This is a genomic window from Shimia sp. (assembly GCF_039969785.1).
Taxonomy (GTDB): domain Bacteria; phylum Pseudomonadota; class Alphaproteobacteria; order Rhodobacterales; family Rhodobacteraceae; genus Shimia.
Genome location: NZ_JBDVNC010000018.1, coordinates 84,149 through 99,083, shown reverse-complemented (window position 1 = coordinate 99,083; position 14,935 = coordinate 84,149). Strand labels below are relative to the sequence as shown.

Here is a 14,935-nt window from a genome sequence, read left to right as displayed (position 1 = left end):
TATCGGTTTGAAATCACGACGTTTTTAAGCATCCAACGCATCGGCGATACGCGACGCCAACTGATGGGCCACCTCGTCTTTGCCCATGCGCGGCCACGTCTCGGCACCTTCATCGGAAATCAGCGTCACCGCATTTTCCGTCCCGCCCATGATCCCGGTTTCCGGGCTGACATCATTGGCGATGATCCAGTCGCATTGCTTGCGGGTGCGCTTGGCTGTTGCATTGGCAATCACGTCATCGGTTTCCGCCGCAAACCCAACAACAAGATCAGGTCGCCCTGTGCCCATCTGGCTCACACTGGCCAGAATGTCCGGGTTCTCGGCAAAGTCCAAAGTTGGAATTTTTCCGTTATTTTTCTTTATCTTACTGTCCGACGCACTGGCCACACGCCAGTCTGCCACCGCAGCGGCAAACACGGCGGCATCAACCGGCATCACCGATTGTACCGCTGCCATCATCTCTGCTGCGGTTTCGACCTCAACGATATGCGCGCCTTCCGGCCGGTCTGCTTCGGCCGGGCCGGTGACAAACACCACATCCGCCCCCATCACCGCCAAAGCCCGCGCAATCGCCGTGCCCTGCGCGCCCGAAGACCGGTTGGCGATATAGCGCACCGGATCAATTGGTTCGTGAGTTGGGCCAGACGTGACCAGCACGCGCCGCCCGGTCAACGGTCCTTCGGCCAAAGCCATTTCAATTGCCGCAACAATTTCAAGCGGTTCTGACATACGCCCGGGGCCGTATTCCCCGCAGGCCATCTCGCCCTCGTTGGGGCCAACAAACGAAATCCCGTCCCCACGCAACGTTGACACATTGCGCCGCGTCGCCGGGTGTTCCCACATGCGCACGTTCATTGCGGGTGCCACCAGAACCGGCGTGTCCGTGGCCAGCAACAGCGTCGACGCCAGATCATTGGCCAATCCATGCGCCATCTTGGCCATCAGATCAGCCGTCGCCGGAGCCACAACAATCAGATCCGCAGACCGGGACAGCTGAATATGCCCCATCTCGGCCTCATCCGTCAGATCAAACAGATCGGCATAGGCCTTTTCACCCGCCAGCGACGAGACCGACAAAGGCGTGACAAACTCTGCTCCAGCCCGCGTCAGCACCGGCGTCACCCACGCACCGCGTTCACGCAGCCGCCGGATCAGTTCAAGCGACTTAAAGGCAGCGATTCCTCCGCCGATAATTAGCAGAATGCGCTTGTCTGTCAGCATTTTGAGACCTTTCTCAATTCATCAGCCCAAACTTAGGCTGCCAACCTGCGCGACACAAGCAATCTGGCTTTATTGGAATGCCTTACAGGGGTCTTCGCGCTCCGCCGGATCGGTCACAACCCAGTAATCATGCGGCTGGCCTGGCTCCGGTGGTTGTTCCAGTTGCGCAATGGACACCACGTTCAGCTCCTTGGGCAAAAGGGACGGCACCCCCCAATCGGTACGCGCGTGACCGTTGCCAGTGATCACCACAACCGGTCCGTCGACCTCATGCGCGGCGTGCGTCACCGCGCGCGCCAGTGTCGCATCCCGGTATCGCTGAACCATGACCATACCAGCCAGCATCGTCTCGGGCAGCGCATCACAATGGGCCGACATTTGCATCGCTTCACGTCGGGATTGCTGCGCCTCGGGCAAAGCGTCTGTCAGGCCGTACTGATCGGCATCTTCGCCAAATCGCGCCGTCACGCCATCCCCCATCACAGCGGCCCGCGCGTCTTCTCTTGTAACCTGCGCCCCAAGGATCATCGCCCCCTCAGAGGCTTGGAAAATTGGATAATACATCGCGAAATCAGGCCATCCGCTTTGTGCCCAGTCCAATTTGCGCGCCAGTTCCCCCTCATCCGAAAGCAATTCAGGCGTAATCAATGCGGCTTTATCCGGGGTCAGCATCTCGAACACAACCGCTCCGGGGCGCAGCGCGGACACCGCCGCCGCCTGATTGGCGTGGTGATGCGGGTTGTCATGCAGCTCGCCCAGAAAAACCACGTCGCTTTCGCGAAAACGTTCTATCTGATCAGGTGTGATAATTTCGGCGGCCAGCGGGGCAGCAAACACGGTTAACGTCAGGCACATCATAAATCTCATACCCGAGACATGGCACCCGAACAGGGACGGTACAACCCCTTTGCGCATCTTGCGCTTGCCCTCAGATTTAAGCACTCTGGCCCGAGATTACGTCAAAGTGGGATGCCATGCTTGCGAAACTGACATTGGTCCTGGGTGGGGCATCTTCGGGCAAATCGGCCTTTGCGGAACAACTGGTCGTCAACACCCGCGCGCCAAGGGTTTATCTGGCGACCGCGCAGGCATTTGACGATGAAATGCGGCTCAAAATCGCGCAGCATCTTAAGATGCGCGGATCCGATTGGCGCACCGTCGAAACGCCTCTTGGGGCTGCCGATGCGCTTGCCAAAGTTGCCCCAAACGAGGTGGTCCTTCTGGATTGCGCCACGATGTGGCTGTCAAATCATCTGCTCGCAGAATCAGACATCGACGGGGAAACCAACCGTTTGTTAGCGGCGTTGCAATCCTGTCTTGGGCAAGTTGTTGTTGTCTCCAACGAAGTGGGCCTTGATATCGTACCTGATAACGCACTCGCCCGCCGGTTTCGGGATGCTCAGGGCAAGCTGAACCAAAAAATCGCGGCTCAGGCAGATGCGGCCGTTCTGGTTGTCGCCGGGTTGCCGTTAACGCTGAAAGGCACGTTGCCATGACCACATTGTACCTTGTGCGTCATGGCCCAACCCACGCCAAAACCATGGTTGGCTGGTCCGACCTGCCTGCGGACCTGTCAGACACCGCGGCCATTCAACGCCTGTCCGATTTCCTGCCCGATCAGGCCGTTATGATCAGTTCTGACCTGTCGCGCGCCAGTGCCACGGCGGATGCGCTCCAAAAATCGCACACGCGCCTGCCCCATGATACAGATCTGCGCGAAATTCATTTTGGCGACTGGGAGCTCAGGAATTTTGCCGATATCGAGGCAACAGACCCCGAACGCATCCGCGCCTATTGGGAAACCCCCGGCGACGTGCGCCCCCCCAATGGCGAGAGCTGGCACGAAGTCACGGCGCGCGTGGACCGTGCCATTGACCGGGTCATCACGGCACATCCGGGACAGGACATCATTGCAGTGGCCCATTTCGGCGTCATCCTGTCCCAGGTCCAACGGGCCGAACGCCTGACCGCCTACGAGGCATTCTCCCACCGGATCGACAATTTGTCTGTCACATCCGTTTCGATCAACCCGTCGGGCTGGTCACTCGGGCATATAAATCACAATCCGTGATGGTATCCGTCAAAATCTTTCGTTTTGGCGATGCAATCAAATCCAGTAGCCTAACACCATGACCTATCAACTTATTCTCGGCGACTACGCCTATTCATCCTGGTCGCTGCGCGGCTGGCTTTTGTTTGAAAAATTCGGGATCGACCGGACCACCCAACTGTTGGACTTTTCCGGAATACCGGTCAGCGAGCAGCTAAAAGACTATGCTCCGGCCAAAACGGTGCCCGCGATGCGCACACCAGAAGGCGCCATTGTCTCAGACAGCCTCGCAATTGCCGAGGAACTGGCCTCCCGCCACCCGGACGCGGGTCATTTGCCGTCTGATCCGCTGGCACGCGCCACATGCCGCAATCTGATCGCTGAAATGCACTCCGGGTTTGGCGCGTTGCGCACGGATTGTCCTATGAGCGTGCGGCTGAGCTATGCCGACAGCCACCCATCGGATGACGTGCTGGCGGACCTCAAGCGGCTGGAACTCATCTGGGCCCATGCCCGCGCAACATGTGGTGGTGACGGGCCATGGTTATGTGGCGCCTACACCGCAGCAGACGCCTTTTTTGCGCCCGTTGCGGCGCGCATTGCTGGCTATAATCTACCGGTGGGGGCCGACGCGCAGGCCTATGTCGATGCCCACCTAAATGACCCGGCGTTTCGGCGTTGGCGCGCGATGGGGCTGGTGCATGGTGCGACCCTGAAACGCTATGCAAAACCCTTTGACACCCGCCCATGGCCAGGCCCCGAACCGCTTGCCGCCAAGGCGGTTGACGGGACGGATTCTGAGAACAAAAGCTGCCCTTATTCCGGCAAACCGGTCAGCCATGTTTTAGAGCTTGAGGGGCGGCGCTTTGGGTTCTGCAATGCGTTCTGCCGGAACAAAACCGTCGCTGATCCCGCCGCCTGGCCCGCCTTTATGGCGCTTTTATAGGGCGGTCTTTACCATTCGCTAACCATCTTCCGTTTACCAATCTTAACAGGGCTGGTGAAAGGGGCGACGATGGTTACACGGGCATATACCGTGGCATTTGAGGGGGTCGAGGCGCATCAGGTCGAGGTGCAATGCGCCGTAACCCCCGGTCTCCCGGCGTTTTCTATCGTTGGCCTTCCGGACAAAGCCGTGTCCGAGGCGCGCGACCGCGTACGCTCTGCACTCTCATCCATGGCCATCGCGCTGCCCTCAAAACGCATCACAATTAACCTGTCGCCTGCCGATCTGCCCAAAGAAGGCAGCCATTTTGATCTGCCCATTGCGGTCGCATTGCTGGCCGCATTGGGCATTATCCCCGAAGACGCATCCGAGGGCACGGTATCGCTGGGCGAGCTGTCGTTGGATGGATCACTGGTCCCGGTCACCGGGGCCTTGCCCGCCGCGATGTCAGCCGCCCAGGATCAGCGCAGTTTGCTTTGCCCTCAGGCCAGCGGGTCCGAGGCGGCCTGGGTCGCCTCTACACAGGTGATTGGCGCCAATTCGCTGGCCGATGTGGTTCGCCATTACACCGGTCAATCCCCCCTTCCCCCCTCGGAACCCGGCGAGGTTCTGCAGAACGCAACGGGACTGGACCTGTGCGAAGTCAAGGGACAGGAACGCGCCAAACGTGCGTTAGAAATTGCGGCAGCGGGTCGTCACCATCTTTTCATGGTCGGCGCGCCCGGCTCTGGAAAATCCATGCTCGCCGCGCGCTTGCCGTCAATCCTGCCCCCGCTTAGTCCGGCAGAAGCGCTGGAAACCTCGATGATCCATTCGATTGCCGGGTTGCTGGATCAGGGTGGCATTTCGCGCACCCGCCCGTTTCGCAAACCCCATCACACGGCCTCGATGGCTGCGATTGTCGGGGGCGGACGACGCGCCACCCCCGGAGAGATTTCGCTGGCGCATAACGGGGTTTTGTTCATGGATGAATTGCCCGAGTTCTCACGCCCCGTGCTGGAAACCTTGCGCCAACCCATTGAAACCGGTGAGGTAATGATCGCCCGCGCCAACGCGCATGTCACCTATCCCTGCCGTTTCATGCTGGTTGCGGCCGCCAATCCCTGTCGTTGCGGCCATATGTTTGACCCCGAACGTGCATGTGCCCGCGTCCCGGCCTGTGGTGACGACTATCTGGGGCGCTTGTCTGGTCCGTTGCTGGACAGGTTGGACCTGCGCATCGAAGTGCCCCCGGTCAGCTATACAGATCTCGAACTTCCAGCGAGCGGAGACTCGTCGCAAACTGTTCGCGAACGCGTCTGTCAGGCTCAAATCGTTCAGGCCAGGCGATATGAGGCTTCAGACACGGTGCGCGCCAATGCGGATGCCCAGGGCAGTGTGCTGGACGAAATTGCCGCGCCGGATGCGGAAGGGCGCGATTTTCTGGGCAAAGTCGCGCAGCGCTTCGGCCTGACGGCGCGCGGTTATCACAGGGTGTTGCGGGTGGCGCGCACCATTGCCGATCTCGCCGACAGCGAACAGGTGCGCAAACCACATGTTGCCGAAGCGGTCAGTTTCCGGCTGACATCGGCCAAACAGCTTTGATCAGGCGCGTTTCGCCTCAATCGCTTGCCAGATTTTTTCGGCTACATTGATGCCGTCAAAACGTTCCAGTTCCTGAATGCCGGTGGGGGACGTCACATTGATTTCAGTGAGATAATCGCCAATCACGTCGATCCCGACAAAAACCTGACCCTTTTCGCGCAACAGCGGCCCGATGGCCGCGCAAATCTCAAGATCACGCGCGCTCAGCGCCACTTTTTCAGGGCGGCCGCCGACATGCATATTGGAGCGGGTTTCACCGGCGGCTGGTACCCGGTTAATTGCGCCCACGGGCTCGCCATCCACCAGAATCACGCGTTTGTCGCCGTTGCTCACATCGGGCAGGAACTTCTGCACAATCAAAGGCTCCCGGCTGAAACCAGAGAACAGTTCGTGCAGCGACGTCAGGTTGCGGTCATTGCGATCCAGCCGGAAAACGCCCGCGCCACCATTGCCATAAAGCGGTTTCAGGATGACGTCGCCGTGCTTTTCCTTGAACGCTTTGATCGTGTCCAGATCACGCGCAATGGTGGTGGGTGGTGTCAGATCAGGAAAGTCCAGCACCAACAGTTTTTCGGGGTAATTGCGCACCCAAAACGGATCGTTCACAACAAGCGTCTCGGGCATCAGCCGGTCCAAAAGATGCGTCGACGTAATATAATGCATGTCAAATGGCGGATCCTGACGCAGCCAGACCACATCGTAGTCGCGCAAATTCACCCGCGTTTCTGGTCCAATATCAACATGATTGCCCTGTTCGCGCCGCACCGTCATGGTCTGCCCGCGCGCGGTAATTTCGCCTTCTTCATAGGCCAGTTTGTCGGGAGAATAATAAAACAGCTCGTGTCCGCGCGCCTGCGCTTCTTCGGCCAGCCGGAACGAACTGTCCGCGTTGATGTCTACCGATTGGATCGGGTCCATCTGAAAGGCAATCTTCATTGGGGCAACCTCTTTTGATGCCCCCAATACATGGTGCAAGAACAATCTGCTTGCAATGCCCGCTCAGGCCATCATCAGCGCGTTTTCAATGATTTCCGTCCGCCCCATCGCATCAACCAGCGCCACATCAAACCGCGCCTCGGTCAGCAACCCGTTTGGTTCACTGCCCAGAAATTCTTCTCCGCTTGCCTGAATCCGCGCAATTTGGCTGGGCAAGACCCGCGTTGCCGCCTGATTATGCGATCTGCTTTTCTTGACTTCGACAAAGATCACTTTTTCGCCATCGCGCACAATCAGATCAATCTCGCCGCCTTGCCCGCGCCAGCGACGATGCGCGATAGTCATGCCCTGACCGGTATACGCGCGCGCGACACTATCCTCTGCTGCCATCCCGGCGTGGTAATTCCTTTCTGATCTGAAAGTATCAGAGGTTTTGCGCACATCGCCCTCGTTCCGTCCTCAATCCTGTTTGAGTTTTAGGGCCAACTGATAAATTTTCCGTTTATGCGCGCCGTAAGCCTGCGCCACCACTTCGGACGCGTCCCGCAAGCTCATTGTTTTCAAAGCTTCCTTTAATGCCGTTTCAATATCATCCGCATTGTCAGTTTCACCGCGAGCGCGGTCAATCAGAACGACAATTTCCCCTTTGAACCGACGCTCGGCCGCGCCTTGGGACAATTCATCCAACGTACCGCGCAAAACCTCTTCGAACTTCTTGGTCAATTCACGCCCAATCGCGGCCTCGCGCGTGCCGCCCAGCGTTGCAGCCGCGTCTTTCAGCATGTCAGCAACCCGTTTGGGGGATTCGTAAAACACCAACGTGCCCGGTACATCACTTAACGCTGCCAACGCCGTGCATCTCGCCTTGCTCGTATTTGGCAAAAATCCTGCGAAAAAGAACGCATCCGTTGGCAGTCCGGCCAGTGTGAGTGCGGTGATAATCGCGCACGGCCCCGGCGCAGACGTTACGCCATGCCCGGCCTCTGCCGCCGCACGGGACAAATGATATCCAGGGTCCGCAATCAGCGGCGTTCCAGCCTCGGACGCATATGCCACGGACCGGCCCTCTGCCAGAAACGTCATCAGCTTGTCCCGCGCGCCCGCACCGGAATGGTCATGATAAGACAGCAGCGGGCGGTCCCCCAAAGGCACCCCATGGATTTCCAGCAGGCGCCGCATCGACCGGGTATCCTCGGCTGCAATCACGTCTGCCGAGGCCAGCACGTCCAGCGCTCTCAGCGTAATATCGCGCGCCGTCCCGATAGGTGTGGCGACAAAGTACAACCCGGGCTGCAATTTTTCGGTCTTGTGATTCACCTCTGGACCCGCCTTCCGGTACGTTTATTATCTCCCCCAATCGGGCGGCCGGATCAAATTTGCGGACCCGACCCTTCTGGGAGTGGAATTTTATGATGTTTGCTTTTCTTAAACGCGCCCGCAAGTTTCTGAAAGGGGCAACGCTGGGACTGGCCAGTTTTGCGCTTTTTGCCTGCGAACCAACTGGTCTGAGCACCGGGCCGTCCATCACACCTGGGGCGCCGGTCCCGGTTGCGCTGCTGATTCCCAAGGGATCAAGCGATTCCGGCGATGCGCTTTTGGCGCAGAGCCTTGAAAATGCTGCCAAGCTCGCCATTGCTGACTTGCAGGGCGTGCAGATTGATCTGCGGATCTATCCAACAGCTGGTCGGGCTGACACGGCACATGGGGCTGCCATTCAGGCGGTGAACGAAGGTGCCAAGATCATTCTGGGACCCGTCTTTGCCGAAGCAGCCAATTCAGCCGCCAAGGCCGTGGCCAATCGCGATGTCAATGTTCTGGCATTTTCCAACAACACCAATATCGCTGGCGGCAACCTGTTTGTTCTGGGCGCGACCTTTGATAACACCGCAGATCGTTTGGTGGGATATGCCAAACGTAATGCCAAAGACCAGATCATGGTTGTGCATGCAGACAACGCTTCTGGTCAGATTGGGCGTAATGCGATCCTTTCGGCAATCTCTCGCCAACACGCAACTGCGGCAGGCACAATCGGTTATGAGTTTTCGCAGCAGGGCGTGATTGCAGCTACGTCGCAGATCAAACTTACCGCGGATCAGAATCAGGCAAACGCGATTTTCCTGACATCTGACACCTCTGGCGCGCTGCCATTGCTGACACAATTGCTGCCCGAAGCAGGCCTCAGCCCGGCCACAACGCAATATATGGGACTAACCCGCTGGGACATCCCATCTCAGACACTGGAATTGCCCGGCGTTCAGGGCGGATGGTTTGCGATGCCTGATCCAAGCTTGAATCAGCAGTTCCAAACGCGCTATGCGCAAACCTATGGCGGCTTGCCCCATCCCATTGGTGGCCTCGCCTATGACGGCATTGCGGCGATCGGCGCACTGGTCAAGGCAGGCAAACGCGATGCATTGACCACCGGAGCCCTGACTCAAGGGGCTGGATTTCAGGGCGTAAACGGCATCTTCCGCCTTCGCGCCGATGGTACGAATGAACGCGGACTGGCTGTTGCCACGATCCGCGATAAAAAGGTGGTGATTATTGACCCTGCCCCATCACGATTCGGCGGAGCCGGTTTCTGAACCGGAACACCCATTTCGCCCGCTGCCCAAACGCGCACTGATCTGCGAGCATCGTGACATCTTTGACGGTGAAGCCGTCATTGCCCGCATCGAGGCGTTGCATCAAGAAAACCTTGACGGCCAGTCGTTTCGCGGCGGTGTCGTCAAGGTGCTTGCTGAACAACGTAATCGCGGTATGGAACGCATCGCAGAGGCGTTTTGTGAGCAACCGTTCAAAGCTCGTCGGATGACGCGATCTTACACCTGGCTAACCGATTGTCTGGTCGGTTGCGCCTACCACGTGGCCACCACATATATTCATCCGCTGCCCAACCCGACCGAAGGTGAGCGCCTCGCGCTATTTGCCGTTGGGGGATACGGTCGTGGTGAAATGGCGCCGCAATCCGATGTCGATCTGCTGTTTCTGACGCCCTACAAAATCACCGCCTGGGCCGAAAGCGTGATTGAATCCATGCTCTACATCCTGTGGGACCTGCGTCTCAAGGTTGGGCATGCCAGCCGCACCGTTAAGGATTGCCTGCGGCTGGGGCGAGAAGATTTCACCATTCGCACAGCCCTTTTGGAACACCGATTTCTGGATGGCCATGCCCCGCTGAGCGACGAGCTGGAAACACGCCTTCAGGCTGATCTTTTTACCGGCACTGAAACCGAATTTATCGAAGCCAAGCTGTCCGAACGTGAAGCGCGTCATTTGAAACACGGCGAACGTTATGTGGTCGAGCCGAATGTAAAAGAAGGCAAAGGCGGCCTGCGCGATTTGCAGTCTTTGTTCTGGATTGCCAAATACGTGTACCACGTGCAAGAGGTTGCCGAGCTTGTTGAACTCGACGTGCTGCGACGTGACGAACTCGACATGTTCCTCAAGGCCGAAAATTTTCTTTGGGCAGTGCGCGGACATTTGCACCTCATTTCCCGGCGCCCGGTTGAACAGCTTAATTTTGACGTTCAGGTCACCGTGGCCGAACGTATGCACTACACCGACAAAGGTGGGCGGCGTGCTGTTGAACACTTTATGCAGGACTATTTCCGCCATGCCACATCTGTTGGTGATCTGACCCGTATCCTGCTGACCCGGCTCGAGGCGATCCATGCCAAACCTGCCCCGCTGCTGGAACGTATTTTCCGTCGCCGTCGGCGTGTGAAGCCTCTGTATGAGGTGATCCACAACCGGTTGGCTTTGGTTGATGAACAGACATTTTTGATGGACAAGGTCAACTTGCTGCGCATCTTTGAAGAAGGTTTGCGCACCGGACTTTTGATCCATCCAGATGCCATGCGGTTGATCCAGCGCAATCTGCATTTGATTGATGATGGCATGCGCGCCGACAAAGAAGCCCGCACCATTTTCCTTGATTTGCTGCTCAAACACGGCAATCCCGAACGCGCCTTGCGTCGCATGAACGAACTGGGTGTTTTGTCCGCGTTTATTCCCGACTTTGAACCCATCGTCGCGATGATGCAGTTCAATATGTACCACTCCTATACGGTTGACGAACACACCATTCAGGTGATCGCCAACCTTGACAAAATCGAACGCGAAGAACTTCGCGAAGAACTGCCGCTGTCCAGCGAAATTCTGAAATCCGGGATCAACCGGCGCGCGCTGATGGTGGCGCTTTTGCTGCATGACATCGGCAAAGGACGCGACATTGACCACGCGGTTCTGGGTGCTCAGATCGCACGGCGCGTCGCCCCCAATCTGGGATTGCCCAAGGCAGAATGCGAAACCGTCGAATGGCTGGTCCGGCATCACTTGTTGATGTCGGATATGGCGCAAAAACGCGACATTGCCGACCCGCGTACGATCCGTGATTTCGCCAAGGCCGTGTCGACTGTGGACCGGCTCAACCTGCTGACCGTTTTAACCGTCTGTGACATTCGCGGCGTTGGTCCGGACACATGGAACAACTGGAAAGCAGTTTTGCTGCGCGCGCTCTACCGTCAAACCCGGCTTGTGCTGGAAGATGGTATGGAAGCCATCACCCGCGAAAACCGCGGTGTTGAGGCCAAAAAACTCCTGCGCAAAGAGCTTGCCGATTGGGCGCCAAAGGACATCAAGAAAGAGACCGGGCGCCATTACGACCCCTATTGGCAGGGGCTGCACATCACGGCACACACCGTGTTTGCCGAATTGCTGCGCGATATTCAGGACAACGAAATCCGGATCGACCTGCACCCGGATGAAGACCGCGACGCCACCCGCGTGTGCTTTGCACTGGCAGACCACCCCGGCATCTTTTCACGATTGTCTGGCGCACTTGCGCTTGTTGGGGCCAACGTTGTGGATGCACGCACGTTCACGTCCAAGGATGGCTATGCCACGGCGGCATTCTGGATCCAGGATTCCGAGGGACACCCTTACGAATCTGCCCGCCTGCCGCGGCTGCGCAAAATGATTGATCGCACGCTCAAAGGCGAAGTTGCGCCAGCCGAAGCGATCAAGTCGCGCGATGTGATCAAAAAGCGTGAACGCGCCTTTAAGGTGCCAACCACGATCACCTTCGACAACGAAGGCTCGGAAATTTACACCATCATCGAAGTCGACACCCGGGATCGCCCCGGTTTGCTGTTTGATCTGACCCGGTCGCTGGCCAACGGCAATGTCTATATCGCCTCGGCCGTTATCGCGACCTACGGAGAGCAGGTGGTCGACAGCTTTTACGTCAAAGACATGTTCGGGCTGAAATTTCACACGGAATCGAAACAGCGTACTCTGGAAAAACGCCTGCGCGAGGCTATTGAAAAAGGCGCTGCGAGGGCCAAGACTTGAAACCTGTCCGGCTGATACGGGGTTTTTTGACAGTAGGGTTCTGGACTTTGATGAGCCGCGTTCTGGGCTTTGCACGTGAAATTCTGATCCTGAACTACATCGGTCCGGGCAGCGCGCTGGATGCTTTTGTCGCGGCTTTTCGCCTGCCCAATATGTTCCGCCGCTTCTTTGCCGAAGGGGCATTTAACGCAGCTTTTGTGCCGATGTTTTCGCGCAAATATCAGGCCGATGACGACGCGCAAGAATTCGCCAGCGATGCATTTAACCTGCTGGCCAGCGCGGTTCTTGTGCTGACCGCATTGGCCATGATCTGTATGCCTGCGCTGGTGTGGATCACTGCCGAAGGGTTTTATGGCGACGAACGGTTCGATATGACCGTTGGTTTTGGCCATATCGTGTTTCCCTATATCTTCTTCATGTCTCTGGCCGCATTGTTTTCGGGCATATTGAACGCAACCGGTCGGTTTGCCGCCGCGGCGGCGGCACCTGTTTTATTGAATATTCTGGTTGTCCCCGCGCTGATCATTGGCGCCGCCGTCGGAGGCGACATTGTTCTCTGGCTGGTCTGGACCATTCCGATTGCCGGAGTGGCGCAGTTAGCGCTTGTCTGGGTCGCAACCACGCGCGCAGGGATTTCTATTCGCCCCGGACGCCCGCGCTGGACACCGGAAATGAGCAAGATGGTTCGCGTAGCCGTACCTGCGGCGCTGGCCTCAGGGGTTATGCAGATCAATCTCGTGGTCGGCCAGATCGTCGCGTCCTCCACCCCTGGCGCGGTCAGCTGGCTGTTCGCCGCAGACCGGCTGTATCAATTGCCACTTGGCGTCGTGGGTATTGCGGTGGGTATTGTGTTGTTGCCAGACCTGTCGCGTCGGCTGGAGGCCAAAGACGATGAAGGCGCACGCTACGCATTCTCGCGGGCGGGTGAATTCGCCCTGTTTCTGACCATTCCCTGTGCGGTGGCCTTCCTTGTGATCCCATTGCCGCTGGTCTCAGTTCTGTTTGAACGCGGTGCCACGTCATCAGATGACAGTGCCTCCATTGCCGTCGCCGTGGCCATCTACGGGCTGGGACTGCCGGCTTTTGTGCTGCAAAAGCTATTGCAACCGCTTTATTTTGCACGACAGGACACCAAACGCCCTTTCCACTATGCGGTTTGGGCCATGATTGTGAATGCGACACTGGCATTTGGTCTGTCGCCTCTGCTTGGCTGGATGGCTCCGGCTGTGGCGGCATCCTTTTCGGCGTGGATCATGGTTGCACAGCTCGGCGCAGGTGCGCGCCGATATGGCAAGGTCGCCCGGTTCGATGACCGTCTGCGCAGCCGGATCTGGCGCATATGCGTGTCATCGGCGGTTATGGCGGCAACTCTTTGGATCAGCACCGTCATTCTCAGCCCGTGGCTTGGTGCCGATGGCTGGCGATATATCGCGCTGATTGCGCTGATCAGTCTGGGCAGCGTCGCCTATTTTGTGAGCTCTCACATCACCGGCGCGTTTCGGTTTTCCGAATTACGGAACGCCGCGCGCAGATCCCGCTGAACTTTAACCAAAATACCTGTTGCACCTTCCCCCAAATCTGACGTTACATCGCTTCAGTTCGCGACGAACGGAGAGAGAGAACATGTCCAATTGGGTTATCATGCTGCTGGTCGGCATCCTGTCACTTGTGGCAGGCATTATTGCATTACTAAATCCATTTGCTGCTTCGGTGACAGCAACACTGATCACCGGATGGAGCTTTTTTATTCTTGGGTTCATTCAAATTATTGCGGGCCTCAGGGCCGAGGGCGTCGGGCATAAAGTGCTGGGTGCACTGTTGGGTCTGGTCGCACTTATCATCGGCCTAAATCTTTTGGCTGAACCGCTCAGAGGTCTGGTCGCGCTGACCATGATCGCCGGGATCATGTTTTTGGTTTCGGGAATTTTCAAGGCCTGGGTCGGATTTTCCGGCGCTCAAGGCCCCATGCGCAGCGCCCTGATGATATCTGGTCTGGTCTCGATTGTGCTGGGCGTGATGGTGCTGTCCAACTTCCCGCAATCAGCAACGGTTGTTTTGGGCGTTCTGCTGGGTATCGAACTTTTGTCCAATGGCGTCAGCGCAATTGCGCTGGCCATTGTTGCCAAGAACCAGGACGCCTGATCAGTCGCGGCGGATCTTTTCGCGGATCCGCCGCCACCCACCGGGCACCAGCAGGAAAGACAGCAGAAAACCGGTTCCAAATCCGCAGACATCCGCAACCCAGTCGGGATTGCTGCCAAAAATCAGGCCAAAAATCAGCTGGATCGCCATCAACATCCCAATCAGCGAAAAGGCACGCGCTTGTGGCGCTCCAACCAGCCCCAACCGTATCCACAACAAGAACGTAAACGCCCCGATTAACCCGTAAACACCAGGGTAAGACCCGATCAACGGCACCGAGCTTCCGGTGATCAACGCATAGCCAAGCGCGCCGACCACACTGGACAACAGAAATACTGTTAACGTGGAAATGGCCGAAAACACCTCTCCGACCATCTTGCCCATCGCCAACAACAACACGCCCCCAAACAAAGCGTGCGTAAAGTTGCCGTGTATGAACGCATAGGTCACAAAGCGCCAAAGATGTTCCGGCGACCATCTGCCATTGGCCAGCATCCATTGGAAAATATCAGTCGAAAACGCGTATTTCTGGACCGCTGCCAGCCGCCAGCCCACCGCGCCGGGGCCACCAACGATGCCTTTGCTTCCCAGCCAGAACGCCGTTTCGATGCCAACAATGATCAGAAACAACGCCGCAACGACGGGCGGCAATGGATTAATTGGGCTCTGGGGTTCGGGACTGCTCATTTTTACGCTCCTTG

The 14,935-nt window shown here is 57.6% G+C and carries 14 protein-coding genes; 8 read left to right on the top strand and 6 right to left on the bottom strand.

The features are described from left to right. Window positions 1-24: 24 nt before the first annotated feature. Window positions 25-1,221 (bottom strand): bifunctional phosphopantothenoylcysteine decarboxylase/phosphopantothenate--cysteine ligase CoaBC, encoded by a 1,197-nt coding sequence (coaBC, locus tag ABJI08_RS09905; protein WP_348401672.1) that lies wholly within the window; start codon window positions 1,219-1,221, stop codon window positions 25-27. A gap of 69 nt (window positions 1,222-1,290) precedes the next feature. Then, window positions 1,291-2,163: a ChaN family lipoprotein gene (locus tag ABJI08_RS09900; RefSeq protein ID WP_348401671.1), complete on the bottom strand. Its 873-nt coding sequence runs from the start codon at window positions 2,161-2,163 to the stop codon at window positions 1,291-1,293. Between the two features lie 32 nt (window positions 2,164-2,195). On the opposite strand from ABJI08_RS09900, the gene cobU reads away from it, so the two are divergent. The 4 genes from cobU (at window position 2,196) to ABJI08_RS09880 (ending at window position 5,801) form a co-directional block, all read left to right on the top strand. After that, window positions 2,196-2,717, top strand: coding sequence for a bifunctional adenosylcobinamide kinase/adenosylcobinamide-phosphate guanylyltransferase (gene cobU, locus ABJI08_RS09895; protein ID WP_348401670.1), 522 nt, complete (start codon window positions 2,196-2,198; stop codon window positions 2,715-2,717). Next, the gene (locus ABJI08_RS09890; RefSeq protein WP_348401669.1) at window positions 2,714-3,292 is read left to right on the top strand and encodes a histidine phosphatase family protein; all 579 of its coding nucleotides are present in this window, start codon (window positions 2,714-2,716) and stop codon (window positions 3,290-3,292) included. The genes cobU and ABJI08_RS09890 overlap by 4 nt, the downstream gene beginning before the upstream one ends. A gap of 58 nt (window positions 3,293-3,350) precedes the next feature. Beyond that, complete coding sequence (locus ABJI08_RS09885; RefSeq protein ID WP_348401668.1) at window positions 3,351-4,217, top strand: glutathione S-transferase; 867 nt, start codon at window positions 3,351-3,353, stop codon at window positions 4,215-4,217. Between the two features lie 69 nt (window positions 4,218-4,286). Beyond that, on the top strand, window positions 4,287-5,801 hold the full coding sequence (locus ABJI08_RS09880; RefSeq protein WP_348401667.1) for a YifB family Mg chelatase-like AAA ATPase: 1,515 nt from the start codon (window positions 4,287-4,289) through the stop codon (window positions 5,799-5,801). On the opposite strand, the gene gshB is transcribed toward ABJI08_RS09880, so the two are convergent. The 3 genes from gshB to rsmI form a co-directional block, all read right to left on the bottom strand. After that, entirely contained in the window at window positions 5,802-6,737 is a 936-nt protein-coding gene (gene gshB, locus ABJI08_RS09875; RefSeq protein WP_348401666.1) for a glutathione synthase, read from the bottom strand. 63 nt (window positions 6,738-6,800) lie between these two features. Next, window positions 6,801-7,127, bottom strand: a complete 327-nt coding sequence (locus tag ABJI08_RS09870; RefSeq protein ID WP_348401665.1) for a YraN family protein — start codon at window positions 7,125-7,127, stop codon at window positions 6,801-6,803. Between the two features lie 69 nt (window positions 7,128-7,196). After that, on the bottom strand, window positions 7,197-8,054 hold the full coding sequence (gene rsmI / locus ABJI08_RS09865) for a 16S rRNA (cytidine(1402)-2'-O)-methyltransferase (RefSeq protein WP_348401664.1): 858 nt from the start codon (window positions 8,052-8,054) through the stop codon (window positions 7,197-7,199). A 95-nt stretch (window positions 8,055-8,149) separates the two neighbouring features. Here rsmI and ABJI08_RS09860 point away from each other — a divergent pair, with 95 nt between their 5' ends. The 4 genes from ABJI08_RS09860 (at window position 8,150) to ABJI08_RS09845 (ending at window position 14,234) form a co-directional block, all read left to right on the top strand. Beyond that, window positions 8,150-9,322, top strand: a complete 1,173-nt coding sequence (locus ABJI08_RS09860) for a penicillin-binding protein activator (protein ID WP_348401663.1) — start codon at window positions 8,150-8,152, stop codon at window positions 9,320-9,322. A gap of 37 nt (window positions 9,323-9,359) precedes the next feature. Next, window positions 9,360-12,092 carry a [protein-PII] uridylyltransferase gene (locus ABJI08_RS09855; RefSeq protein ID WP_348401841.1) on the top strand — a complete coding sequence of 911 codons (2,733 nt, stop codon included), beginning with the start codon at window positions 9,360-9,362 and terminating at the stop codon, window positions 12,090-12,092. After that, the gene (gene murJ, locus ABJI08_RS09850) at window positions 12,089-13,633 is read left to right on the top strand and encodes a murein biosynthesis integral membrane protein MurJ (RefSeq protein WP_348401662.1); all 1,545 of its coding nucleotides are present in this window, start codon (window positions 12,089-12,091) and stop codon (window positions 13,631-13,633) included. The genes ABJI08_RS09855 and murJ overlap by 4 nt, the downstream gene beginning before the upstream one ends. Before the next feature lie 82 nt (window positions 13,634-13,715). Further along, window positions 13,716-14,234, top strand: coding sequence for a DUF308 domain-containing protein (locus tag ABJI08_RS09845; protein ID WP_348401661.1), 519 nt, complete (start codon window positions 13,716-13,718; stop codon window positions 14,232-14,234). On the opposite strand, the gene ABJI08_RS09840 is transcribed toward ABJI08_RS09845, so the two are convergent. After that, window positions 14,235-14,921 (bottom strand): rhomboid family intramembrane serine protease, encoded by a 687-nt coding sequence (locus ABJI08_RS09840; protein ID WP_348401660.1) that lies wholly within the window; start codon window positions 14,919-14,921, stop codon window positions 14,235-14,237. Window positions 14,922-14,935 lie beyond the last annotated feature (14 nt).